This window comes from Miltoncostaea marina, from assembly GCF_018141525.1.
Taxonomy (GTDB): Bacteria; Actinomycetota; Thermoleophilia; order Miltoncostaeales; family Miltoncostaeaceae; genus Miltoncostaea; species Miltoncostaea marina.
This window is the reverse complement of the sequence record NZ_CP064655.1, coordinates 1,469,909-1,492,543: the sequence shown is the minus strand read 5'-3', so window position 1 is coordinate 1,492,543 and position 22,635 is coordinate 1,469,909. Positions and strand designations below refer to the sequence as shown.

Below are 22,635 nucleotides of genomic sequence, written 5' to 3'. Positions count from 1 at the left end.
TAGTGCGATCACGGTACAGGAACGCTGCGGTAGGCTCGGCCGCGTGACGGTCGACACGCAGGTCCACTCGCTCCCCCTCCCCGCCGGCGCGGAGCCGCCGATCCGCGTCTACGTCAACGGCGAGGAGTGGACCGAGGGCCGCGACTTCCGCGTGGAGGGCGACCGCATCCACTTCTCGCGGATGCTGCGCGCCCAGCCGCCGCTCGGCATGGGGCGCAAGATCATGCTCGCGATGGGGATCGGCGTGTACGGCTACCTGAAGGGCGACACGCTCGACCTGCAGTACCAGGAGGGCGGGCGCACCCGCATGACGCCCGTCCGGCTCACGCCGGAAGCGGCAGGGGACCCTCCGCGAGCCTGAGCACCTCGTCGCGCCAGCCGCGGCGCGGCGACCAGCCCAGGTCGCCCAGCCGGCCGGTGCGCACCGCCAGGTCCGCGCCGAGCGCCTCGCTCACGGCGCCGCCCATCACCAGCGCGGCGAGGGCCGGCGGCAGCCGGTCGGGGTGGCGGTGGCCCGGCACGGTGCAGATGGCGCCCACCACCTCCTCCTGGGTGGGGATCTCCGCGCACGCCGCGCTGTAGACGCCCGGCGGCGCGTCGAGCGCGGCCAGCAGCGCCGCGGCGGCGTCGTCGTCGGCGATCAGCGGCCAGCGGTTGCCGCCGCCCCCGACCATCCGGTAGCGGCGCACGCGCAGGCCCACCACGACGTCGCGCAGCAGGCCGCCGGGGCCCACCACCCACGGCACCCGCACCACGCGCAGGGCGGGGCCGGCGAGCGCGCCCTCGGCGGCCGCCGCGGGGCGGGCCAGGGCCAGCCGGGCCGGCGCCGGGTCGTCGTCGGCCGCCGGGGCGGCGGTCTCGCCGTAGACCAGCGCGCTCGAGAGCATCACGGTCGGCCGGCCCGCCGCCACCTCGGCGAGCGCGGCGGCCGCGGCCGCCGCCCCGCGCGCCCGCCGGCGGGCGGCGAGCCGGCGCACGGGCGGGTCGAGCCGCGGCAGCGCCAGGTGGAACACCGCGTCGGCGGCCTCCGCCTCGCGGGCCCAGGCGCCGATGTTCGCGACGTCGGTGTGCAGCGGCTCCGCCCCCGCCGCCACGACGGCGGCCGCGGCCTCGCGGGTGCGCGCGGTGGCGAGCACACGCAGGCCCTCCTCGCGCAGCCGCGCGAGGAGGGCCTGCCCCACCAGCCCGGTCGCGCCCGTGACGAGCGCGGTCTGCGGCGCGGGGCTCAGCCGCCCGCGACGGCCGGGAGGATGGTCACGTCCTGGCCGTCGGCGACCGCGGTCTCGATGCCGTCGCCGAAGCGGACGTCGTCGCCGGCCACGAAGACGTTGACGAAGCGCCGCAGCGAGTCGCCGTCCATCACCCGCTCGCGGAAGCCGGGGTGGCGGGCGTCGAGCTGCTCGATCAGCGCGCGCACCGTCCCCGGCTCGCACTCGACCGCGGACGCCCCGCCCACGACGGGGCGCAGCGGGGCCGGGATGCGGACGGTCACGGGCATGTGTGCTCCTCGGTTCGGTCGGTGGTGGTGGTCATGCGATGAGGCGGGCCTCGCCGACGGCCTGCTCGAAGCTCGCGACGGTCGGCTGGATGGGGTGGCGCTCGACCCGGGAGGCCACGGCGTCGAGCGTCTTGAGGCCGTCGCCGGTGATGTAGAGGACCACCCGCTCGTCGCGGCCGATCTCGCCGGCGCGGGCGAGCTTGGCCAGCGTCGCGGTGGTCACGCCGCCCGCCGTCTCGGCGAAGATGCCGGTCGTCCGGGCGAGCAGCTCGATGCCCTCGACGATCTCCTCCTCGGTCACGGCCGAGATGGAGCCGCCGGTCGCGCGCGCCACGTCGAGCGCGAACACGCCGTCGGCCGGGTTGCCGATCGCCAGGCTCTTGGCGATCGTGTCCGGCTTGACCGGGGCGACGAAGTCGAGCCCCGCGTCCCAGGCGGCGGCCACCGGGCCGCAGCCGGCCGACTGGGCGCCGTTCAGCCTGGGCACCTCGCCATCGACGAGGCCGGTCTCGATGAGATCGCGGAAGCCCCGGCTGATCTTGGTGTAGAGCGACCCGGACGCGATCGGCACCACGCAGCGGTCCGGAAGGCTCCAGCCGAGCTGCTCGGCGACCTCGTAGGCCAGCGTCTTCGAGCCCTCGCTGTAGTACGGGCGCACGTTGACGTTGACGAACGCCCACGGGCGCTCGGAGGCGAGCTCCATGCACAGCCGGTTGACGTCGTCGTAGTTGCCCTCGACGGCCAGCAGCGTCGTGCCGTAGACGGCGGTCGCGACGATCTTCTGCTCCTCGAGGTCGGCCGGCACGAACACGTAGCTGGCGAGCCCGTGCGCGGAGGAGTGCGCCGCGACGGAGTTCGCGAGGTTGCCGGTCGACGCGCAGGCCATCACCTCGTAGCCGAGCTGCTTGGCCTTCTCGAGCGCCACCGAGACCACCCGGTCCTTGAAGCTGTGCGTCGGGTTGGCCGTGTCGTTCTTGACCCACACCTCCCCGAGGCCCAGCGCCTCGGCCAGGCGCGGCGCGCGCACGAGCGGCGTCATGCCGGTCGGCAGGCCGGCGTAGGGGTCATCGGGCGCGCAGGGCAGGAAGTCGCTGTAGCGCCACAGCGAGGGGGGGCCCGACGCGATGCGTTCGCGGCTCACGACGCTCGCGATGCGCTCGGTGTCGTACACCACCTCGAGCGGGCCGAAGCAGTACTCGCAGACGTAGGCGGCGGTGAGCTCGCCAGTCCGCTCGCATTCCTTACATCGGAGCGCGGTCGCCGCCGTCTGATGCCGTGTCACCCCGTCCTCCCGGTCCTCGCCACGAACGAAACGCCCACTCCCTGGGAGGGGCGAGGGCGACGGGCGGTGCACCGGTCGGACGCTCGCATCTCCCAGGCGATCCGCCTGATGGAATTGGCACCTGGCGCGTATCGCGCTGGTTGCCGCGGCTTCACAGGGCCAGTCCCTCCACCGCTCTTGATGCGGAGGCGAGTATAGGGAGCCACGCGGACGGCGGTCAACATGCCGGCGCAGGGGCCCGCCGGGCGCCGACGAACCTGCCCGGTACGATGCACGCAGCCCGATGACGACGCCCGCCGACCCCGACGACCGCACGACGCCGGCCGTGGACGGCCCGCCGGAGGGCCGCCGGCGCTGGCTGCCGCGGCGGCGGCGCCTGGCCCCGGAGGCCATCACGCCCCCGCCGCCGCCCCCGAGCCGCCGGCCGCCGACGAGCCGGCCGCGGCGCAGCCGGCCGTGCCCGAAGCCGACGATCCCGCCATCGCGCCCGGGCGGGCGCCCAGCGCGCGCCGGCTGCGCCGGGAGCGGCGGCGCCTGCTGGCCCGCCGCGAGGAGACCGTCTACCACCTGGGCGGCCTCGCCTTCGAGCTCTACCGCCGCGACATGCTGGGCGAGGACGTGGCCCGCCGCCGCGCCGGCGAGGTGGCCGAGATCGACGACACGGTGCGCGACATCGACGTGCGGCTGGCCGAGATCGATCAGCTGCGGCGCGAGCGGCGCTCCCGGGCGCCGGCCGACCCCTCGGTCGGCTGCTGCGTGGCCTGCCGCTCGCCCTTTCACGCCGGGGCCCGCTTCTGCTGGAGCTGCGGCGCCCGCCTCGTGCCGGTCTCGGCCGAGGGCGACGAGCAGGCGACCGCCGTCATCGACGTCCCGCGGGGCACGTGAGCGAGGAGCGGCCGACCGGCCGGGAGGAGGCCGATCCCGTCGCCGGCCCGGGCGCCGCCGGCCGCGAGCCGCCGGCGGTCGACCCCCCGGACGGGCCCCCGCCCCCGGGTGACGGCGCGCCGCCGGAGCCCGCCGGGCCGCCGCGCTGCGAGGTCTGCGGGGCCGAGCTCGAGCCCGACCAGACCTACTGCCTCGAGTGCGGCTCCCCCACCCCGCTCGCGCCCCGCCTGCGCCGCGGCGGCCGCGGCGTGGCGCTGCTGGCGGGCGCGATCGCGCTGCTCGGCGTGGGCGCCGGCGCCCTGGCGTACGCCGTCGCCACCGACGACGACGGGGGCGGGACGACCACCGCGTCGACGCTCACGGCGACGGGGCCGTTCACGCCGCTGCCGCCCAGCGCGCCGACCACCGGCGGCCTGCCGCCGGACACCTCGTTCACGACGCCGACGATGCCGACGGTGCCGGGGCAGCCGACCACCCCGGGCTTTCCCACCGTCACCGGGCCGCCCGCGACCGGCCCCACGGCGCCGACCACCGACGACGTCCCGGAGCCCCAGCCGGAGCCCCGGCCGCAGCCCGGTCCGGAGCCCGATCCGGGGGACGGCGCGTCGGACTGGCCGCCCGGCCGCGCCGCCTGGACCGCGGTGCTGTCGTCGGTGCGCGACGAGGCCGACGCCCGCGCCGCGAAGGCGCGGGTGCGCGACGGCGGCGACGAGGCGGGCGTGCTGTGGTCGTCGGACTTCACCGGCCTGCGGCCCGGCTACTGGGTCGTGTTCTCGGGCGTGTACGACGACCGCGGCGCCGCCGTCGGCCAGGCGTCGCGCCTGCGCCCGGAGTTCCCGGGCGCCTACGCGCGGAGGATCAGCGGATGAGCGGATCGGGCGACGACCGGGTGGTGCTGATCACCGGCGCCTCGAGCGGGATCGGGGCGGCGACGGCCCGCGCCGCGGCGGCGGCGGGGCACCGGGTGGTCCTGGCGGCGCGCTCGGCCGACCGGCTGGATGCCCTCGCCGGGGAGCTGGGCGGCCCCGGACGCGCGCTGGCGGTGCGCTGCGACGTCACCGAGTGGGAGGACCAGCGCGCGATGGTCGCGCGCGCCCTGGACGACATGGGCCGCATCGACGTGGTGTTCGCCAACGCCGGCTTCGGCGCCACGCGGGGCTTCCAGCAGGAGACGGTCGAGCACTGGCGGGCGATGGTGCTGACGAACGTCCTCGGCGCGGCGCTCACGATCCGCGCCTGCGTGGACGAGCTGCGCGCGCGGCGCGGCCACCTGCTGCTGATGGGCTCGGTGGCCGGCCGCAAGGTGCCGCCGGGCTCGCTCTACGGCGCCACGAAGTGGTCGGTCACCGCGATGGCCGAGGCCGCCCGCCAGGAGCTCGACGGCACCGGGGTGCGCGTCACGCTCGTCTCGCCGGGCACGGTCGAGACCCCGTTCTACGACACGCCGGTCGGCGGGCCGCAGCTCACCGCCGACGACGTCGCGCGGGCCGTGATGTTCGCGGTGGCCCAGCCGCCGCACGTCGACGTCAACGAGATCCTGATCCGGCCGACGGTCCAGTCGTTCTAGCGCGCGCCGGGGCGGGCGCGCCGATGCGGCGCAGCTCCATCCCGCCCGGGCCCGGCACGGCCCGCAGGCGCAGGCGGGCGGTCGCGCCCCGGCGCGGCAGCGCCACGCGCACCGTGCGCCAGCGCGCGAGCGCCCGCGCCACGGCCGGGCGGGCGCCGGCCCGCGCGCGCAGCAGGCCGTCGCCGCGCACCTGCAGGGTCAGCTCGCGGGCGCCCCGGGGCCGGCGGACGGCCGGCGACACCAGCTCGAGCGGGGCGTCGGCCACCCGCACCGAGCGCCGCCCGCGCGCGCCGGCCACCTCGAGCGCCCCCGTGACCACCCGCCAGCGCGGCATGGGCGCGGTGACCGGGCCCACGCGGTGCACCTCGACGCTGGTCCCGAGCGCCGGCACCGGGTCGATCACGATCCGCACGGTGGTCCCGGCGAGCCCCGCCACGCCGACCGGCAGCGAGCGGCGCGCCCGGCCGGGCTCGAGCTCGCCCAGGCGCACCTCCGGTCCGCCGGCCTCCGGGCGGGCGCGCACCTCGAGCAGCGCCCCGCCGGCGGGCGCGCGCACCGTGACGCGCAGCGTCTGCGCGCCGGGCGGCAGCGCGAGCGGCGGCGAGACGAGCGTCGTGTTGCCGTGCACCCGCACGCCGCGGCCGAGCGGCACCACCGGCTCCACGCCGAGCGCCTCCCACCCCGCCAGGCCCGCCGACAGGTCGCCGTTGGGCGGGCCCGGCGCCAGCTCGACCGGCGCCGCGGCGGGGGCGCCCGCCGCGGCCGCCGCGGCGGCCGGCGCGAGGACGAGCGCGAGGGTGGTCAGCACGAGCCGGACGTGGCCTCCCCGGTAGAGTCGGCGGCGATGATAGAGGCGAGCGCGGCGGACGGCGCCCTGGTCGGGGTGGACGTCGGGGGGACCTTCACCGACGCCGCCGTCGTCGCCGGCGGGCGCCTGGTGACGGCGAAGGTCCCCACGACGCCCGACGACCAGAGCGACGGCGTGGTGGCCGCGGTGCTCGCGGCGCTCGGGCGGGCCGGGCTCGGCCCCGGCGACGTCACCCGCTTCGGCCACGGCATGACCGTGGGCACCAACGCGCTGCTGGAGGGCACCGGCGCGCGCACGAGCCTGGTGGCCACGCAGGGGTTCGGGGACGTGCTCGAGCTGCGGCGCCAGGACCGCGCCCACCTCTACCGCCTCGACGCCCACCACCCCGCCCCGCTCGTGCCGCCGGAGCGCGTGCACGAGGTGCGCGAGCGCTGCGGGCCGGACGGCGTGATCACCCCGCTCGACGAGGGGTCGCTCGAGCGGGCGGTGGCCGCCGTCCGCGCCGACGGCTCGGGGGCGGTCGCGGTGGGCCTGCTGTTCGCGTTCGCGCACCCCGGGCACGAGGCCCGCGTGGCCGCGGCCCTGCGCGCGGCGCTGCCCGGCGTGCACGTGAGCGTGTCGAGCGAGGTGCTGCCGGAGATCCGGGAGTACGAGCGCATCTCGACGACGGTCGTCGACGCGTACCTCACCCCCGTCCTGCGCCGGTACCTCGAGCGGCTCGGCCGCCGCGCCGCCGAGGCCGGGCTGCCGGCGCCCGCGATCATGCAGTCGAGCGGCGGCGTGCTGCCGATCGAGGACTCGGCGCGGCACGCCGCCTGGACCGTGATGAGCGGCCCCGCCGGCGGCGTGATCGGCGCGGCCGCGCTCGCCGCGCGGGAGGAGCGACGGCTGGCCCTGACCTTCGACATGGGCGGCACGTCGTGCGACGTGGCGCTCGTGCGCGACGGGGCGCCCGCGCGCGCCTCCGGGACCACCATCGCCGGGCACCCGCTGCACCTGCCGATGCTGGACGTGGCCACGGTCTCGGCCGGCGGCGGGAGCATCGCGTGGGCCGACTCGGGCGGCGCGCTGCGCGTGGGGCCCCACTCGGCGGGCGCGCGACCGGGCCCGGCGGCCTACGGCCTGGGCGGCGACCGCCCCACCGTGACCGACGCCGACGTGGTGCTCGGGCGCCTGCCCGCCGACGTGGCGCTGGGCGGGCGCATCCGGCTCGACGCCGCGGCGGCGCGCGCGGCCGTGGGGCGGCTGGCCGCCGAGCTGGGCCTGGGCCTGGAGGAGTGCGCCGAGGGCATCCTGACCGTGGCCGTCGGCGAGATGGTGCGCGCGCTGCGGCGGGTGAGCGTCGAGCGCGGCGAGGACCCGCGCGAGGCGACGCTCATCGCCTTCGGCGGGGCCGGCCCGCTGCACGCCTGCACCGTGGCCGAGGAGCTCGGCGTGCGGCGCGTCATCGCCCCGCCGGCGGCGGGCGTGCTCGCCGCGCTGGGGCTCGTGATGGCCGGCGAGCGGCGCGACTACGTGCAGACCGTGCTCGCGCCGGTCGGCGCCGGCGGCCTCGCCGCGCGCCTGGAGCCGCTCGCCGCCCGCGCCGGCGCCGACCTGCCGGGGGCCCGCCACTCGGCGGCCGCCGACTGCCGCTACGCGGGCCAGAGCCACGCGCTCACCGTGCCGTGGGACCCGGCGGCGCCGGAGGACGCGCTGGCCGAGGCCTTCCACGCCGCCCACCGGGAGCGCTACGGCGACGCCGACGCCGGCCGCCCGGTGGAGGCCGTCACCCTGCGGCTGGCCGCCGAGCGCCCGGGGGCCGACCCCGCCATCGCGCCCGCCGAGCCGGGCCGGCCGGTCGCCGGCCCGGCGGTGATCCCCATGGAGGGCGCCACCTGCTGGGTCGGCGCGGGCTGGACCGCCACGACCGACCCGCTCGGCGCGATCGTGCTGGAGCGGCCGTGACCCTCGACCCGGTCACCCTGCAGGTGATGGCCAACGCGCTGCGCGCGGTGGCCGAGGAGATGGAGGCAGCCCTCGTGCGCAGCGCCTTCAGCCCCAACATCAAGGAGCGCCGCGACTGCAGCACGGCGATCTTCGACGCCGAGGGGCGGATGGTGGTGCAGTCGGCCTCGATCCCGGTGCACCTGGGCGCGATGCCGGAGGCCGTCGCCGCGGTCCGCGCCCGCGGCGCGGCGCCGGGCGAGGTGTGGGTGGTCAACGACCCCTACCGGGGCGGCACGCACCTGCCCGACCTCACCACCATCAGCGCCGTGCCCGTCGGGGGGCGCACCGCCGCGTACGCCGTCGTGCGGGCGCACCACGCCGACGTGGGCGGCATGGCCCCCGGCTCGATGCCGGCCGGCTCGCGCGAGCTCGTGCAGGAGGGGCTCGTGATCCCCCCGGTGCGCCTCGTGGCGGGCGGCGAGCCGGTGACCGACGTGATGGACCTGCTGCTCGCCAACACCCGCACGCCCGGCGAGCGCGAGGGCGACCTGCGCGCGCAGCTCGCGGCCCACCGGCTGGCCGAGCGGCGCCTGGCCGAGGTGGCGGCCCGCCACGGCGCGGCGACGGTCGAGGCGGCGCTGACCGACCTGCTCGAGTACGCCGAGCGCCGCACCCGGGCGGCGATCGCCGCGATGCCCGACGGCACGTACGCGGCCGCCGAGGCGCTGGAGGGCGACGGCGTCGCCGAGGGCGACCTGACGATCCGCGTCGCGGTGACGATCGCCGGCGACCGGATGCGGGTCGACTTCACGGGCACCGACCCCACCGGCCCGGGGAACTGCAACTGCCCGCCGTCGGTGACCCGCTCGGCCGTCTACTTCGTGGTGCGCTGCCTGACCGATCCCGACATCCCGGCCTCGACCGGCGCCTTCCGCCCGGTGGAGGTCGTCGCGCCGCCCGGCACGCTGGTCAACGCGGCGCCGCCGGCTGCGGTGGCGGGCGGCAACGTGGAGACCTCCAGCCGCATCGTGGACGTCGTGTTCGCCGCGCTCGGCGGCGCCGTCGACGTGCCGGCGCAGGGCCAGGGCACGATGAACAACCTGACGATCGGCGGCGCCGGCTTCACCTACTACGAGACGATCGGCGGCGGCCAGGGCGCCTCCTCGGCCGCGGACGGGCCCTCCGCCGTGCACGTGGCGATGAGCAACACGCTCAACACGCCCGTGGAGGCGCTCGAGACCGCGTACCCCTTGCGCGTGGAGGCCTACCGGGTGCGCCGCGGCTCCGGCGGCGCCGGGGCCCGCCGCGGGGGGGACGGCGTGGAGCGCCGCATCCGGATGCTCGCCGACGCCGAGGCCTCGGTCATCGCCGAGCGCCGCGGGCGCGGCCCCTCCGGGCGCGCGGGCGGCGGCGACGGCGCCCCGGGCCGCACCACCCTCGACGGCGGGGAGCTGCCGGCCAAGTGGCGCGGCCGGGTGCGGGCGGGCCAGGTGCTCGGCATCGAGACGCCGGGCGGCGGCGGGCACGGCGCGCCGCCGCGGGGGGCCTGACGGCCCGTCAGGGGGTCGGCGGGCTCCCGTCCGCCGCGATGTCGCGGCCGATCAGCACCACGACGTCGGCGTTGCCGAACTGGTCGGGCGTGAGCCCCTCGAGCGGCGGCGCGCGCTTGATGCCGAGCGCGTCGGCGACGCTCCACGCCACCTTGCGCTTGCCCCGCGTCCACATCACGACCGACTCCTGCAGGTCGGACGTGCCGTCGGGCGGGTTGTCGACCACCGGCACCGACCAGCCCTCGTTGACGAGGGCGGGCGCGGCGACGTCGCTCGCGTAGCCCTGCTGGCCGCTCGCGTTGAAGACGGCCACCGAGTAGATCGACTTGTCGGCGATGGCCGGCACGTCGTCCGGCACCAGGGTGGCGTCGACCGGCTCGGCGGGCGCCGTGGCGGTGCGCTGCTCGGTGGTGGCGTCGCCGCCGGAGGCCGCGGGGTCGGCGCCGCCGTCGTCGCGCACGACGACGTACCAGACCGAGCCGATCGCGACCAGCAGCACCACCGCGACGGCCGCGACCGTCGCGGCCAGCCGCATCCCACGGGCGTCCGGCGGCGCGCCCTGCGAGATGCCCTGGCGGGCCTGCAGCTCGGCGATGCGCTGGAGCGAGGCCTCGGACGCCGCGTCGCCCGCACGCCCCAGGCGATCCTCCAGGCCGCGGATGTGGCGACCCTGCCGGAACGCGACCACGGCGAGGGCGACGACGCCGAAGAGCGAGAGGATTGCCGCCGAGGGGGCGACGAGCTCGAGCCAGTCCACGGCGGGCCACGGTAGCAGGTGGCCCGGCCGGTGCCGGGCCACGGCGCCACCCTACGTGCCGGGCGTCACCCGGTAGGCGTCGAAGACGGACTCCACCTGCCGCAGGCCGGAGATGCACGACTTGAGCGTCTCCACGTCGCCGACGTCGACGGTGAAGCGGTCGTGGACCATCTGGTCCTCCATCGAGCAGTTGGCCGAGACGATGTTCACGCCCGCCTCGGCGAAGGCGCGGGAGAGGTCCTCGAGGAGGCGGGCACGGTCCCAGGCGTCGACGGCGATCTCGACCCGAAAGGACTGCTGGTTGGCGCCCGCCCAGTGGACCGGGGTGAAGCGCTCGGGGCTCTTCATCAGGGCCTTGGCGTTGGGGCAGTCCTCGCGGTGGATGGTGATGCCGCGCCCCAGCGAGATGTAGCCCAGGATGGGGTCGCCCGGCACCGGCTTGCAGCACTTCGCGAGCCGCACCAGGACGTCGGAGGCGCCCTCGATCTCGATGCCGAGCTCGCTGGATGCCGTCGCCGTGTGCGGCCGCCGCCCGCGCGGCGTGACCCCCGCCGGGGCCGGCGTGTCGGGCACGGCCTGCCCGGTCTTGAGCCGCTGCATGATCTTGTTGACCACGGTCTGGACCGAGGTCTTGCCGAGCCCCAGCGAGATGTAGAACTCGTCGGCCCGCTTGAAGCCCATCTCCTGGATGACCTCGAGCAGCATCGGCGAGCCGGCCACCCGCTGGCTGGGCAGGCCGGCCTTGCGGAGCTGGTCCTGCAGGGCCTCGCGGCCGCGGTGCTCGGCGTCCTCGCGCCGCTCGCGGCGGAAGAACTGGCTGATCTTGGAGCGCGCCTTCGTGGTGGTGACCAGCTGCAGCCAGTCGCGCGACGGCGCGCGCGGCGACTTGGAGGTGAGGATCTCGACGAACTCGCCCGACTGCAGCGTGTAGGTGAGCGGCACGATGCGGCCGTTGACCTTCGCGCCGACGCAGCGGTGGCCGACGTCGGTGTGCACGTCGTAGGCGAAGTCGAGCGGCGTCGCGCCCGCGGGCAGGGCCCGCACCTCGCCCTTCGGCGTGAAGACGTAGACCTCGTCGGAGTAGAGGTCCGAGCGCAGGGCCTCGAGGAACTCGCTGGGGTCGTGGGTCTCGCGCTGCCAGTCCATCATCCGCGACACCCAGGCCGGCTGCTCGCCGCCCGCCCCCTGCTTGTAGAGCCAGTGGGCGGCCACGCCGTACTCGGCCGTGGCGTGCATCGCGTAGGTGCGGATCTGGATCTCGAGCGGCTTGCCCCCGGGACCGATCACCGTCGTGTGCAGGCTCTGGTACATGTTGAGCTTGGGCATGGCGATGTAGTCCTTGAAGCGCCCGGGCAGCGGCTTCCAGAGCGAGTGGATGATCCCCACCGCGCCGTAGCAGTCCTTCACCGAGTCGACCAGCACCCGCATCGCGGTGAGGTCGTAGATCTCGTTGAACTCCTTGCCCTTGCGGGTCATCTTCTCGTAGATCGAGTAGAAGTGCTTCGCCCGCCCGGTGATCTCCACGCCGGTGATGCCGACCTCCTCGAGCTCGGCGGCGAGGATGCGGCCGGCGTCCGCGATGAAGGCCTCGCGGTCGGGCCGGCGCTGGTTGACCATCTGCTGGATCTCGCGGTAGCGCCGCGGGTGCAGCGTGGCGAAGGCCAGGTCCTCGAGCTCCCACTTGAGGGAGTGGATGCCGAGGCGGTGCGCCAGCGGCGCGTAGATCTCGAGCGTCTCCTTGGCCTTCTGGATCTGCTTCGGCTTCGTCATGTAGGCGAGCGTGCGCATGTTGTGCAGCCGGTCGGCGAGCTTCACGACCAGCACGCGGATGTCGCTCGACATCGAGACGATGAGCTTGCGGTAGTTCTCGGCCTGGTGCTCCTCGCGGCTCTCGAAGTGGATCTTCGACAGCTTCGTGACCCCGTCGACCAGCGAGGCGACCTCGGCGCCGAACTCGCGCGTGATTTCCTCGAGCGTCGCGCTCGTGTCCTCGACCGTGTCGTGCAGCAGGGCGGCGATGACGGCCGTGGCGTCGAGCCCCAGCCCGGCGCAGATGCGCGCGCAGCCGAGCGGGTGCGTGATGAAGGGCTCGCCCGAGTTGCGGACCTGCTCGCGGTGGCGCTCCTCGGCGTAGCGGTACGCCCGCCGGATCGCGTCGCGGTCGACGTCGGGGTGTCGCTCGGCCACCTCGAGGATGACCTGCTCGAGGTCGGGGACCTCGGGCGCGAGCGCGAGGTCGAGGTCTGCGAGGTCCTTCGCCATGGGTCGACTGTACCGCGACCGTCGACGGAGCCCGCACGCCGCCCGGTGGGCGGGCGTCGTCAGCCGATGAGCGCGGCCTCCGCGGCGGCCGTCCGCAGGTCGAGGGTCGGCGCCAGCCCCAGGTAGCGGCGCGCCTCCTCGAGCCGCTCGCGGCACGCCCGGTAGCGCGGCGAGCCGTCGAGCTCGCGCCGGTCGGGGTCTGCCGTCGCGCGGACGCCGTCCTCGCCGACCTCCACCAGGCCCACCTCGGCAAGCACGGCGAGCGCCCGGGCCGCCACCCGCGGCGGCCGCGACCACGCCCCGTCGCCCACGAGCGCGCGCTCCAGCTCCGGCCCCCAGGGGCGCGGCGCGCCGTCGCGCAGCGCCGTCCACACCGCGGCGGCGGCCGGGCGCAGCTCCCACTCCGCCTCGGCCACCGCGAGCGCCAGCTCCGTCTCCGCCTCGCCCCACACCAGGTGGAGCCAGCGGCCGGCCGCCCGGTGCAGCGCCCAGGCGGCCTCCTCGGGCCCCGCGGGCGGGTCGACGAGCACGATGTGGACGCCCTCGGGGGGCTCCACCTCGGCCAGCGCGTGGTAGTCGAGCATCGCCATCGCGGGCACGCCCCGCGCCCGGGCCAGGCGCATCGCCAGCGCCCCCGGGTCGCAGCGCGCGCCGCCGAGCACCGCCACCTCCAGGCCCAGGCGGGCCGGCTCGAGCGCCGCGACCAGCGCCTCGCGCCGGCGCGCGGTGTCGGACACGACCGCCACCACGCCGCGGTCGGCGCCGGCCAGGGCGGCGATGGCGGCCAGCGACGCGCCCTCGCCGCGCCGGTCGCGCACCCCGGCGGGGTCGCCGGCGTGGCCGGGCGGCGTCGCCACCGCCGGTTCCTCCTCCACGATCGCCCGCAGCTCGTCGATGCCGCGCCGCTCCGGGCACGCGGCGTCGCACGGCCGCGCGCACATGCCGGGCAGCGGCTCGCCCGGGCCCAGCGGCTCCAGCGCGTCGAGCGCCACCCGGGGGCCCACCAGGCCCTGCCAGCGCTCCACCTCCAGCGACACCACGGCGTCGTGGCGCACCTCCGGGTCGACGCCGGCCGCCCGCTCGCCCATCCGGAAGCCGATCGCGCGCGCGTGCACGCCGCCGGTACGCAGCCGCACCTCCAGGTGCCGCCCCTGCCCCACACGACCGGGCGACTCCACCGCGGCGCCCGGCACCACCAGCCGCACCGGCGGGTTGCCCCGGCCGAACGGCGCGAGCGCCTCGAGCGCCTCGGCGGTGGCGAGCGTCAGGTCGCGGCCGCCCACCACGGCGTCGACCGGCCGCACGCGGGCGCGCGCGATCGCCGCCCGGGCGCCCTCGGCCGCCGCGATCAGCTCGTCGCGGAAGCGGGCCACCGCGTCGGCCGGCAGCTCCAGGCCGACGGCGCCGGCGTGGCCGCCCCAGCGCAGCAGCGGCGCCGAGGCCGCGTCGACCAGCGCGTGCAGGTCGACGCCGGGCAGGCTGCGCCCCGAGCCCTTCGCCGTGCCGCCCTGGCGGGCGAGCACGATCGCCGGGCGCTCGAAGCGCTCGACCAGGCGCGAGGCCACGATGCCCACGACGCCCTCGTGCCAGCCGTCGCCGGCAGCCACCACGACGCCCGCGGCGCGGATGTGCTCCGGCTCGGCCTCGACCATCGCGACCGCCTCGTCGACGATCGCCCGCTCCACCTCGCGCCGCTCGGCGTTGCGCGCCCACAGCTCCGCGCCGATCGGGTCGGCGGTCTCGCGGTCGGCCGCGAGCAGCAGCTCCAGCGCGCGCTCCGGGTGGGCCAGCCGGCCGGCCGCGTTGATGCTGGGACCGAGCGTGAAGCCGAGCGACCGGGCGCTCACCACCCGCGGCTCGAGGCCCGCCGCGGCGCACAGGGCCGCGATGCCGGGCCGTGGCGCCTCGCGGATCATCCGCAGGCCGCGGGCCACCCGTCGCCGGTTGTCGCCCACCAGCGGCACGGCGTCCGCGACGGTCGCCAGCGCCACGAGGTCCATGCACTCGTCGGGGTCGGGCGCGAGGCCCCCGCCGTCGAGCCGGGCCGCGAGCGCCCGCACCACCATGTGCACCACCCCGGCGGCGGCCGGCAGGTCGTCGGGCGGCCGCCCGAGCGCGGGGTTGGCGATGATGCCCGGCGGGCGCCGCCCGCCCGCGAGGTGGTGGTCCAGCACGACGACGTCCATGCCGAGGTCGGTCGCGCGGGTGAGCGCCTCCAGCGCCGAGGTGCCGCAGTCGACGCACACCAGCAGCCGCGCGCCCTCGGCGGCCAGCCGCTCGACGGTGCCGACGGCGACGCCGTACCCCTCGTCGAAGCGGCTCGGCAGGAACGGCCGCACGTCGCCGCCGCGCCCGCGCAGCGCCGACACCAGGATGGCGGTCGAGCAGACGCCGTCGCAGTCGTAGTCGCCGTGCACCGCGACGCGCTCGCCCGCCCGCACGGCCCGCGCCAGCCGGTCCGCGGCGGCGCCGACGCCCGCGAGGTCCTCTGCCGGCGCCAGCTCGCCGTCGGAGGCCAGGAACTCGCGCGCCGCCGCCGGGTCGCCCAGGCCGCGGCGCACGAGCGCCCACGCCACGGGCTCGGGCACCTCCAGCGCCTCCTGCAGCGCCGCCACCTCGGCGAACGCCACCCGCCGCGCGCGCCAGCTCACCAGCGGCCCGACCGGAAGATGCCGGCGCAGAGCCAGCCGACGATGGCGAACCCGAGCAGGGCGCTCGGCACCCCGATCAGCGCGAGGCCGGCCAGGTCGGCCGACTGGGCGAACACCGAGATGAGCGCCGAGCTGATCAGCAGCGCCGAGCCGATCACGGCCAGCGCCAGCCGGTTGGCGCTGGCCTGGGCCTTCTCGACCGCGTCGCTCCACCCCTCGGGGCGGATGCGGATCTCGATGTCGCCGTCCTTGAACTCGTCGAGCAGCTCGGAGAGCTGGAACGGGTAGTCGAGCATCGCCTCCGCGTAGCGGCCGGCGTCGATCCGCACCCGGTCGGCGATGCGGTCGGGCCGGAAGCGCTGCGCGGCCATGCGCATCGCGTAGGGCCGGGCGACCTCGAAGACGTTGAACCCCGGGTAGATCTCGAGCGCCACCCCCGCGAGCGTGGCGAGCGTCTTGTCGAGCATCACCCAGCGCGCCGGCAGCGTGATGTCGAGCCGGTAGATGGTGCCGAAGATCTCGCGCAGCACCTCGCGCGCGTCGATCTCGCCGATCGCGCTCGCCGAGTAGCGCTGCAGGATCACGCCGAGCCGCTCGGCGAGCTCCTCCTCCATCTGTCGCGGGTAGCGCACCCCCAGCGCGCGCAGGCGGCGCGGCAGGCGCTCGGCGTCCTGGTTGAGGATGTCCATCAGCAGCCGCACCGCCGCCTCGCGGTCGCGCGGCGAGAGCTGCTCGGACATGCCGAAGTCGACCAGGCTCAGCCGGTCGGGCCCGCGCACCAGCACGTTGGCCGGGTGCGGGTCGGCGTGGAAGAAGCCGTGGACGAACACCATCTGCATCCACGTCTCGCAGAGGCGGTTGGCGAGCGTGCGGCGCTCGTCGGCCGACCACGCGCCGAGGTCGACCTGGCTCAGCGGCGTGCCCTCCACCCGCTCCATCGTGAGCACGCGGCCGCTGGTGTAGCGCCAGAACACCCTGGGCACGAGCACGGTCTCGTCGCCGGCGAAGTTGCGGCGGAAGACCTCCGCGTTGCGCGCCTCGATGTTGTAGTCGAGCTCGCGGCGCACGGTGCGGGCCAGCTCGTCGACCGCGCCCACCAGGTCGATGAACTGCAGCCGCCGGATGCGCTCGCGCGCCACGCGGGCCGCCTGGTGCAGCAGCTGCACGTCGGCGGCCAGCCGGCGCTCGGCGTCGGGCCGCTGGACCTTGACGACGACCTCCTGCCCCCCGGGCAGGCGCGCGCGGTGCACCTGGCCGATCGAGGCGGCGGCGATCGGCCGCTCGTCGAACTCGAGGAACACCTGCTCCATCCGCATGCCGAGCTCCGCCTCGACCACGGCGCGGACGCGGTCGAACGGCTCGGGGCGGGCGTCGTCCTGCAGGCCCCGCAGCTCGACGAGGATGTCGGGCGGGACGATGTCCGGCCGGGTCGACAGCAGCTGGCCGAACTTCACGAAGGTGGGCCCGAGCTCGTCGAGCATCTCGCGCAGCCGGCGGCCGCGCGTGCGCGCGGCGGGCTCGCCCTCGAGCGCGCCGGGCTCCTCCTTGCGGCCGAACGCGTAGCCGAACCCGTGGCGCGCGGCGACCTGTGCGATCTCGCCGAGACGCGCCAGGTTCTGCCGCCGTTCGCCACGCGCCATGCGGGCCAACGTAGCAGCCCCCGCGGACGGGGCCCGGCCTGCCGCGCCGGGCCCCGTCGCCGGGACGCGGTCAGCGCACGGTGAAGGTGCCGCTCGCGGCGAACGGGCCGGGCGCGGCGGCGGCGAGGCGCACCGTGAAGCCCTCCCGGGTGGGCGCGAAGCCCGGCTCGGTCACCACCTCGAGGCCCTCGGGGACGCAGTTGAGCGCGCCCTCGAGGGCGAGCACGATCGTGCCGCGCGGCGCGTCCGCGGCGGGCGCGACGGCCCACCCGGCGGGCGCCTCGTCGAGCTCGGCCCGGAAGGACACCCCGCCGTAGGCCTGCTGGCCCTCCTGCACGGCGAACCCGCCGAGCGCGAATCGGCCCGTGCGGGCCGGGTCGTCGGCCGGCGCGGCGGGCGCCGGCGACCCGGCGAGCGCCGCGTCGATGGCGGCGGACGCGCCGTGGGCGGGCGACGCGGGCGACGGGGCCGGCTCCACCCGCACCTCGACGGGCGGGTCCAGGTCGATGCCGGGGCCCGCGAGCGAGGGCAGCGCGAACTCCGCGGCGGGCGCCGGGCCGAGGTCGATCTCCGGGAGCGGCCCGGCGTCGGCCGGCGGCTCCCAGACCGGGATCCCGGCCGGCGGGGCGGGCTCCTCGTGCTCCTCCGTCGCGCTCCAGGCGGGCGCCGCGTCCGCCGGCGGCGACCACAGGGGGATCTCGGCCGGCGACGCGTCGTCCGCGACGGCCCCGGCCGGGCCGGCCGGCTCGCCGGCCGCGGTCGCGGCGGGCTCCCCGGCGACCGTCCACTGGATGCCGCCGTCGGCCGCGTCGGCGGCCGGGGGCGTCCACGCCGGCTCGCCGCCCGCGGGCGGCGTCCACGCGGGCGGGTCGCCGTCGGCGGCCGGGTCGTGGGTCATCCACTCGAGCCCGGCTGCCGGCGGCTCCTCGGCCGCCGGGGCGGTCCACGGCGGCGGGTCGGCGACCCCCGCGGGCGGCGAGGCGGGCTGGGGCGCCGGCCGCTCCCACGCGGGGGCCGGGTCGGAGGGCCCGGCCGCCCACGCCACGTCGAGGTCGCCGGGCATCGGCCAGCCGGGCTCGGTGATGAGCTCGTCGTCGGCCCAGGCGTACGCCGCGACCGGCGGCGCGGCCGCCGCGGGCGCCTCCTCGGCCCCGGGCCCGGACGGGGCCTCGGCCCCGGGGAGGGGCTCGCGCGCCTCGGGGGCCGCCGGGCCCACGCCCACCGCCGCGTCGTCGGGGGATGCGGACGCCGCCGGGAGCGCGTCGTCGGCGGGCGCCCCGGGCTCGTCCGCCTGCACGGCGTGCGCCGGGGGCCACTCGGCCGGCGGCGGCGGCCACGCGGCGGCGGCCGGCGGGGCGAGCTCGGACGCGGCGGCCGTCTGGCCCGCTGCGGCGGCCAGCGGCATGGGCTCCTCGGCCTGCCACCCGCCGTCGTCGCGCCGCGCGTCGCGGCGGATCTTGACGAGCACGAGCACCAGCAGGACGACGCCACCGATGATGGCGATGTTCAGGATCGACATGTCGGGCGGCCTCCTGGGGGTCGCGGCGTCCGCCGCGTCGTCGGGCGGGGGCCGGCGGGCCCCCCTCCCCCTATCGGCAGCCGGGCCCGGACGTTGAGGCCGGCGCGGGCCCCGGGGCCAGGAGCTCGTACCGGCCCGACGCCGCGAAGCCGCCGGACCCGGCGGCCGCGACCACGAGGGTGAAGCCCTCGCCGTCGGGCGCGAAGCCCGGGTCGCCGAGCACCACGAGGCCGCCCTCGGCGACGTTGCAGGCCGCCTCCACGTGGAGGCGGATGTCGGCGACCTCGGCGCCGTCCTCGGCCCGCGCTGGGAAGGTGACGCCGCACGGGATCCAGTGGCCCGCGGCGGCGGCCCAGCCGCCCGCCGAGAAGCGGCCCGCCGCGCGCACCGCGCGGGCCGGGGCGGCGGCCGCCGCCGACTCGTCGACGGCCAGCCGGAGGGCGGCCGGCTCGTCGGCGGCCGGCCGGACGGCGGCCGGCCGGGCGGCGGCCGGCCCGGCGAGTGGCCCCGGGGCCGGGGCCGGGGCGGGGCGCGGCCACCGCTCGGCCCCGGGCGGGGTCGGGGGGCGTCGCTCGCGGGCGACCACGTAGGCCGCGCCCGCCACGAGGGCGGCGAGGATCACCAGTCGGTAGCGCACGGGTCCCCCGTTGCCGGTGGCCCCAGCGTCCGGGGGCCGTCGACCCTCTATCGGGCGGCGCCCACGCGTCTTGAGGCGGCCGGGCGCGCCCGGCCGCGGCTCAGCCGGGGCCAGCCTCCGCGGCGCGCTCCAGCAGGGCCAGGCGGTGCTCGATCTCCACCAGGCGCAGCTGGACGTCGTCGAGCTCGGCGCGCGTGACGACGCCCAGCTCGCGCATGATCCCCTGCATCCCGCCCTCCAGGCGCCCGACGATGCCGCCCGCCGGGGCGCCCTCGCCGCGCACGCGGGCCATCAGCCGGTCGACGATCACCGCGCCCTCCTCCGTGCCGAGCTGCCCCTTGCGGACGAGCTCGGCGACGGCGGTCTCGGCGCGTTCGCGGGTGAGCGCGGCCGCGCCGATCGACAGCAGGATCGCCTGCTCGATGCCCTCGCGGACGGTGGTCATCGCCGCCTCCTCCTCTGGACGTTGCGGTGCCGGCGCGGGCGCGCCGGGTCGGGCCGTGCACGTGTCCGGGCCGGCTCGCGGGGCGTCCCGTCGCCGTCCGCGTCGCCGTCGCCGTCGCCGTCGCCGTCGCCCGCGGTGGCGGGGATGCGCCGCGGCGGCTTGTCCTCCTCGAGCTCGTCGCCGGGGGCGCGCCCGGGCTCCGGCGGCCGCTCCTCGCCGGTCGCCGGCTCCTCGTCGCCCATGGGGAGCTCCTCGTACTCCTCCGCCTCGTCGTCGTCGACGCCCTCCTCGGCGCGGATCTCGGCCGCCAGCGCCTGCTCGGCCCGCTCCAGGGCGACGAGGTCGACCACGTCGGCGTCGCCGGCGATGACGGCCTGCCGGCGCTCGGCCTTCGCGGAGCGCCGGCGCTGCTCGGGCTCGCGCTCCTTCCACAGCGCCACGAGCGGCGCGGCGATGCCGATCGACGACAGGCCGCCGGAGAGGATGCCCACGAGCAGGGCGAACGCGAAGTCCTGGAGCGTCTCGCCGCCGAAGAAGTAGAGCACGAAGAGCGGCAGCAGCGTGGTGATCTGCGTGATGATCGTCCGGTTCAGCACCTCGTGCAGGGAGGTGTTGACCACCTGGCGGTAGGTCAGCTTGCGCAGGATCGGGACGTTCTCCCGGATCCGGTCGAAGACGATCACCACGTCGTAGAGCGAGTACCCGAGGATCGTCAGCAGGGCGGCGACCGTGGCGCTGGTGATCTCGCGGCCGGTGAACGAGTAGATCGCGATCGACAGCCACACGTCGTGGACGACGGTGAGGATGGCCGGCAGCGCCAGCTTGTACTCGAACCGGATCGTCAGGTAGGCGACGATGATCGCGAACGAGAGCAGGATGGCCCAGATCGCGTTGCGGATGATCTGCTCGCCGAACGTCGGGCCGACGGTCTCGACCTGGATCGTCGCCGGGTCGATCCCGAACTCCGCGTCCAGGGCGCGGCGCAGCTCCCGCTGCTGGTCCGGCTGCAGCGTCTCGGTCTGCATCTGGAAGCCCAGCACCTCGCGGCCGTCGACCTGCTCGCTGGTGGCCTGGATCTTCGCGTCGTAGCCGAGGCGCGCGAACACGTCGCGCACCTGGTCCTCGCCGGGCTGGCGCTCGAACGAGGTCGTGATGCGCGTGCCGCTCTCGAAGTCGAGGCCCAGGTTGAGGCCGTTGATGCCGATCCAGACCGACCCGATCGCGAGCGGGACGAACGAGATCGCCATCCACAGCTTCCAGCGGCCGACGACGTCGAACTTCCAGCGCGGCTCGCGCTGGTTGAGCGCCATGAAGCGGTCGTCGCGCAGGAAGCGCGTCTCCGCGAGCGCGTTGAACACCGCGCGCGTCGCGACGACGGCGGTGAACAGCGACAGGATCACGCCGATGAAGAGCGTGAAGGCGAAGCCCTTCACGCCCGAGGTCGTGAACAGGAACAGGATCGCCGCCGTCGCCAGCGTCACGACGTTGGCGTCGATGATCGCCGAGATGCCCTTGCGGTAGCCGGCGAGGATGGCCGCTCGCGGCGTCTTGCCGGCGCGCGCCTCCTCGCGGACGCGTTCGAAGATCACCACGTTGGCGTCCGACGCGACGCCGATCGTGAGGATGATGCCGGCGATGCCCGGGAGCGTGAGCGTGATCGGCACGAGCACCGCGACCGCGTAGAGGAAGGCGCCGTAGATCAGCAGCGCCAGCGACGCGATGACGCCGAGGAAGCGGTAGTAGGCGATCAGGAAGAGGATCACGAGCACGAGCCCGACCAGGCCCGCCACGAGCGCCTGCTGCAGCGACTCCTCGCCGAGGGTCGCCCCGACCTCCTTCAGGCTGATCACCTCGAGGTCGATCGGCAGGGCGCCCGAGTTGATCTGCTTGGCGAGCCTGCTCGCCTCCTCCTCGGAGAAGTCGCCCTCGATCTGCGCGCCGTTGCGGCCGTCGATGCCGGTCGGCAGGTCCTGGTAGTCGATCGTCGGGTTGGAGACGATCTGGCCGTCCAGGATGATCGCGAAGCTCTGGTTCTGCCCCACGACCCGCCCGGCCTGGGCGAGCTCGCGGGTGATGTCGGCGAACTTCTGCCGCCCCTCGTCGGTGAACTGGAGGGTGACCACCCGCTGGCGCGAGCCGAGGCCGCCGGTCTGGAACTGCGACCGCGCCTCGGTGACGTCGCGCCCGGTCAGGCCGGGGACGTTGTGGAAGACGTACCAGGTGCGCTGTGTGCCGGCGTCGCGGGTCTGCAGGCGCTGGGTCTCCTCGTATGCGAGGAAGAAGCCCTTCGGCACCGCCAGGACCTTCACGCCCTCCGGGAACGTGTCGTCCGGGAAGCTCTCGCGCAGGAGGCGCCGCTCGGGGGCGCCCTGCTGCACGTCCGGCACGGGCTGGTTGTCGGCGTCGAACGCGTAGAAGGCCGGCTTGCCGCGGTCGCTCTGCGGCTCGGTGCGTCGCGCGAGCTGCACCGCCTCGTACAGGCTGTCGGTGCCGCCCTCGTCGACGACGTAGCGCTGGAAGTTGATGAAGGTGAGCTGGGCCGGCTGGATGAGGTCGCTGACGACCTGCTCCGGGTCCTCCGCGCCGGGCAGCGCGACCAGGATCTGGTCGTCACCCTGGGTCTGGATCTCCGGCTCGGCGACGCCGAACGAGTCGACGCGGCTGCGGATGATCTCGACGGAGCGCTCGATCGCCTCGTCGGTGACCTCGCTCTCCTCGGTGGGCTGCCCCTGCAGCACCACCTCGACGCCGCCCTGCAGATCGAGCCCCAGGACCGCGGGCTTGAGCGCGATCGCGACCACCGACCCGGCCAGGAGGCCGAGCACGAGGACGATGAGGAGGAGCGGCCGGCGCACGGGCCCGCGCCCCGCGGCTAGGCGTCGTCGCCGGGCGTCGCGACCACCGCGTCGGCGGGGGTCAGGACGCGCGCGACGGCGGCCTTGGCGATGCGGATGTCGGTGTCCTCCGCGACCTCGAGGAGCAGCGTCTCGCCGTCCTCGATCTCGCTGACCGTGCCGTAGATGCCCGAGACGGTGACGATCTCGTCGCCGGGCCGGAGCCGGTTCATGATGTTCTCGAGCTCACGCCGGCGCTTCTGCTGCGGGCGCACGCCGAACAGGTAGATCAGCCCGATGAACAGGATGATGTAGATCGGCAGGAGGATTGCCATTCGGCGGGTTCACCTCGTGGGGGCGGCCGTCAGCGA

The 22,635-nt window shown here is 76.7% G+C and carries 19 protein-coding genes and 1 riboswitch; of the genes, 6 read left to right on the top strand and 13 right to left on the bottom strand.

Annotation, left to right across the window (positions count from 1 at the left end):
- The first annotated feature begins 43 nt into the window (after window positions 1-43).
- A complete protein-coding gene (locus tag ITJ85_RS07475) occupies window positions 44-361 on the top strand; it encodes a hypothetical protein (protein ID WP_217915731.1) in 318 nt (105 codons plus the stop codon).
- On the opposite strand, the gene ITJ85_RS07470 is transcribed toward ITJ85_RS07475, so the two are convergent.
- The 3 genes from ITJ85_RS07470 to thrC are packed head-to-tail and all read right to left on the bottom strand — an operon-like array spanning window position 324 to window position 2,780.
- Entirely contained in the window at window positions 324-1,229 is a 906-nt protein-coding gene (locus ITJ85_RS07470; protein ID WP_281412242.1) for an NAD-dependent epimerase/dehydratase family protein, read from the bottom strand. The two genes, ITJ85_RS07475 and ITJ85_RS07470, sit on opposite strands and share 38 nt — an antisense overlap.
- The gene (locus ITJ85_RS07465) at window positions 1,226-1,498 is read right to left on the bottom strand and encodes a MoaD/ThiS family protein (RefSeq protein WP_217915729.1); all 273 of its coding nucleotides are present in this window, start codon (window positions 1,496-1,498) and stop codon (window positions 1,226-1,228) included. Before ITJ85_RS07465 ends, ITJ85_RS07470 begins: the two co-directional genes overlap by 4 nt.
- 31 nt (window positions 1,499-1,529) lie before the next feature.
- A complete protein-coding gene (gene thrC, locus ITJ85_RS07460; protein WP_217915728.1) occupies window positions 1,530-2,780 on the bottom strand; it encodes a threonine synthase in 1,251 nt (416 codons plus the stop codon).
- Between the two features lie 82 nt (window positions 2,781-2,862).
- Window positions 2,863-2,967: riboswitch (SAM riboswitch) on the bottom strand.
- A 269-nt stretch (window positions 2,968-3,236) separates the two neighbouring features.
- Between thrC and ITJ85_RS07455 the strand changes: the two genes are divergently transcribed.
- From ITJ85_RS07455 to ITJ85_RS07445, 3 genes are read left to right on the top strand one after another with little or no spacing between them, the layout of a single operon-like run.
- A complete protein-coding gene (locus ITJ85_RS07455) occupies window positions 3,237-3,665 on the top strand; it encodes a hypothetical protein (protein WP_217915727.1) in 429 nt (142 codons plus the stop codon).
- Window positions 3,662-4,534, top strand: coding sequence for an SPOR domain-containing protein (locus ITJ85_RS07450; RefSeq protein WP_217915726.1), 873 nt, complete (start codon window positions 3,662-3,664; stop codon window positions 4,532-4,534). Before ITJ85_RS07455 ends, ITJ85_RS07450 begins: the two co-directional genes overlap by 4 nt.
- Entirely contained in the window at window positions 4,531-5,232 is a 702-nt protein-coding gene (locus tag ITJ85_RS07445; protein WP_217915725.1) for an SDR family oxidoreductase, read from the top strand. The genes ITJ85_RS07450 and ITJ85_RS07445 overlap by 4 nt, the downstream gene beginning before the upstream one ends.
- Here the strand turns inward: ITJ85_RS07445 and ITJ85_RS07440 are convergent.
- Complete coding sequence (locus ITJ85_RS07440; RefSeq protein ID WP_217915724.1) at window positions 5,192-6,040, bottom strand: hypothetical protein; 849 nt, start codon at window positions 6,038-6,040, stop codon at window positions 5,192-5,194. The two genes, ITJ85_RS07445 and ITJ85_RS07440, sit on opposite strands and share 41 nt — an antisense overlap.
- Before the next feature lie 36 nt (window positions 6,041-6,076).
- Here ITJ85_RS07440 and ITJ85_RS07435 point away from each other — a divergent pair, with 36 nt between their 5' ends.
- Window positions 6,077-7,987, top strand: a complete 1,911-nt coding sequence (locus tag ITJ85_RS07435; protein WP_217915723.1) for a hydantoinase/oxoprolinase family protein — start codon at window positions 6,077-6,079, stop codon at window positions 7,985-7,987.
- The gene (locus ITJ85_RS07430; protein ID WP_217915722.1) at window positions 7,984-9,519 is read left to right on the top strand and encodes a hydantoinase B/oxoprolinase family protein; all 1,536 of its coding nucleotides are present in this window, start codon (window positions 7,984-7,986) and stop codon (window positions 9,517-9,519) included. The genes ITJ85_RS07435 and ITJ85_RS07430 overlap by 4 nt, the downstream gene beginning before the upstream one ends.
- A 7-nt stretch (window positions 9,520-9,526) precedes the next feature.
- On the opposite strand, the gene ITJ85_RS07425 is transcribed toward ITJ85_RS07430, so the two are convergent.
- The 9 genes from ITJ85_RS07425 to yajC all read right to left on the bottom strand — a co-directional run bounded on the left by ITJ85_RS07425 (window position 9,527) and on the right by yajC (window position 22,599).
- Window positions 9,527-10,276 (bottom strand): LytR C-terminal domain-containing protein, encoded by a 750-nt coding sequence (locus ITJ85_RS07425; protein ID WP_217915721.1) that lies wholly within the window; start codon window positions 10,274-10,276, stop codon window positions 9,527-9,529.
- A 51-nt stretch (window positions 10,277-10,327) separates the two neighbouring features.
- On the bottom strand, window positions 10,328-12,538 hold the full coding sequence (locus ITJ85_RS07420; protein WP_217915720.1) for a RelA/SpoT family protein: 2,211 nt from the start codon (window positions 12,536-12,538) through the stop codon (window positions 10,328-10,330).
- Between the two features lie 59 nt (window positions 12,539-12,597).
- Window positions 12,598-15,189 (bottom strand): single-stranded-DNA-specific exonuclease RecJ, encoded by a 2,592-nt coding sequence (gene recJ, locus ITJ85_RS07415; RefSeq protein WP_217915719.1) that lies wholly within the window; start codon window positions 15,187-15,189, stop codon window positions 12,598-12,600.
- Window positions 15,186-16,829: an ABC1 kinase family protein gene (locus ITJ85_RS07410; RefSeq protein ID WP_217915718.1), complete on the bottom strand. Its 1,644-nt coding sequence runs from the start codon at window positions 16,827-16,829 to the stop codon at window positions 15,186-15,188. The genes recJ and ITJ85_RS07410 overlap by 4 nt, the downstream gene beginning before the upstream one ends.
- 70 nt (window positions 16,830-16,899) lie before the next feature.
- A complete protein-coding gene (locus ITJ85_RS07405; RefSeq protein ID WP_217915717.1) occupies window positions 16,900-18,348 on the bottom strand; it encodes a hypothetical protein in 1,449 nt (482 codons plus the stop codon).
- Between the two features lie 70 nt (window positions 18,349-18,418).
- A complete protein-coding gene (locus ITJ85_RS07400) occupies window positions 18,419-18,985 on the bottom strand; it encodes a hypothetical protein (protein ID WP_217915716.1) in 567 nt (188 codons plus the stop codon).
- 100 nt (window positions 18,986-19,085) lie between these two features.
- A complete protein-coding gene (locus ITJ85_RS07395; protein ID WP_217915715.1) occupies window positions 19,086-19,430 on the bottom strand; it encodes a phasin family protein in 345 nt (114 codons plus the stop codon).
- Window positions 19,427-22,285 carry a protein translocase subunit SecD gene (gene secD / locus ITJ85_RS07390; RefSeq protein ID WP_217915714.1) on the bottom strand — a complete coding sequence of 953 codons (2,859 nt, stop codon included), beginning with the start codon at window positions 22,283-22,285 and terminating at the stop codon, window positions 19,427-19,429. Before secD ends, ITJ85_RS07395 begins: the two co-directional genes overlap by 4 nt.
- Window positions 22,286-22,302: 17 nt before the next feature.
- Entirely contained in the window at window positions 22,303-22,599 is a 297-nt protein-coding gene (gene yajC / locus ITJ85_RS07385) for a preprotein translocase subunit YajC (protein WP_217915713.1), read from the bottom strand.
- Between the last annotated feature and the right edge of the window lie 36 nt (window positions 22,600-22,635).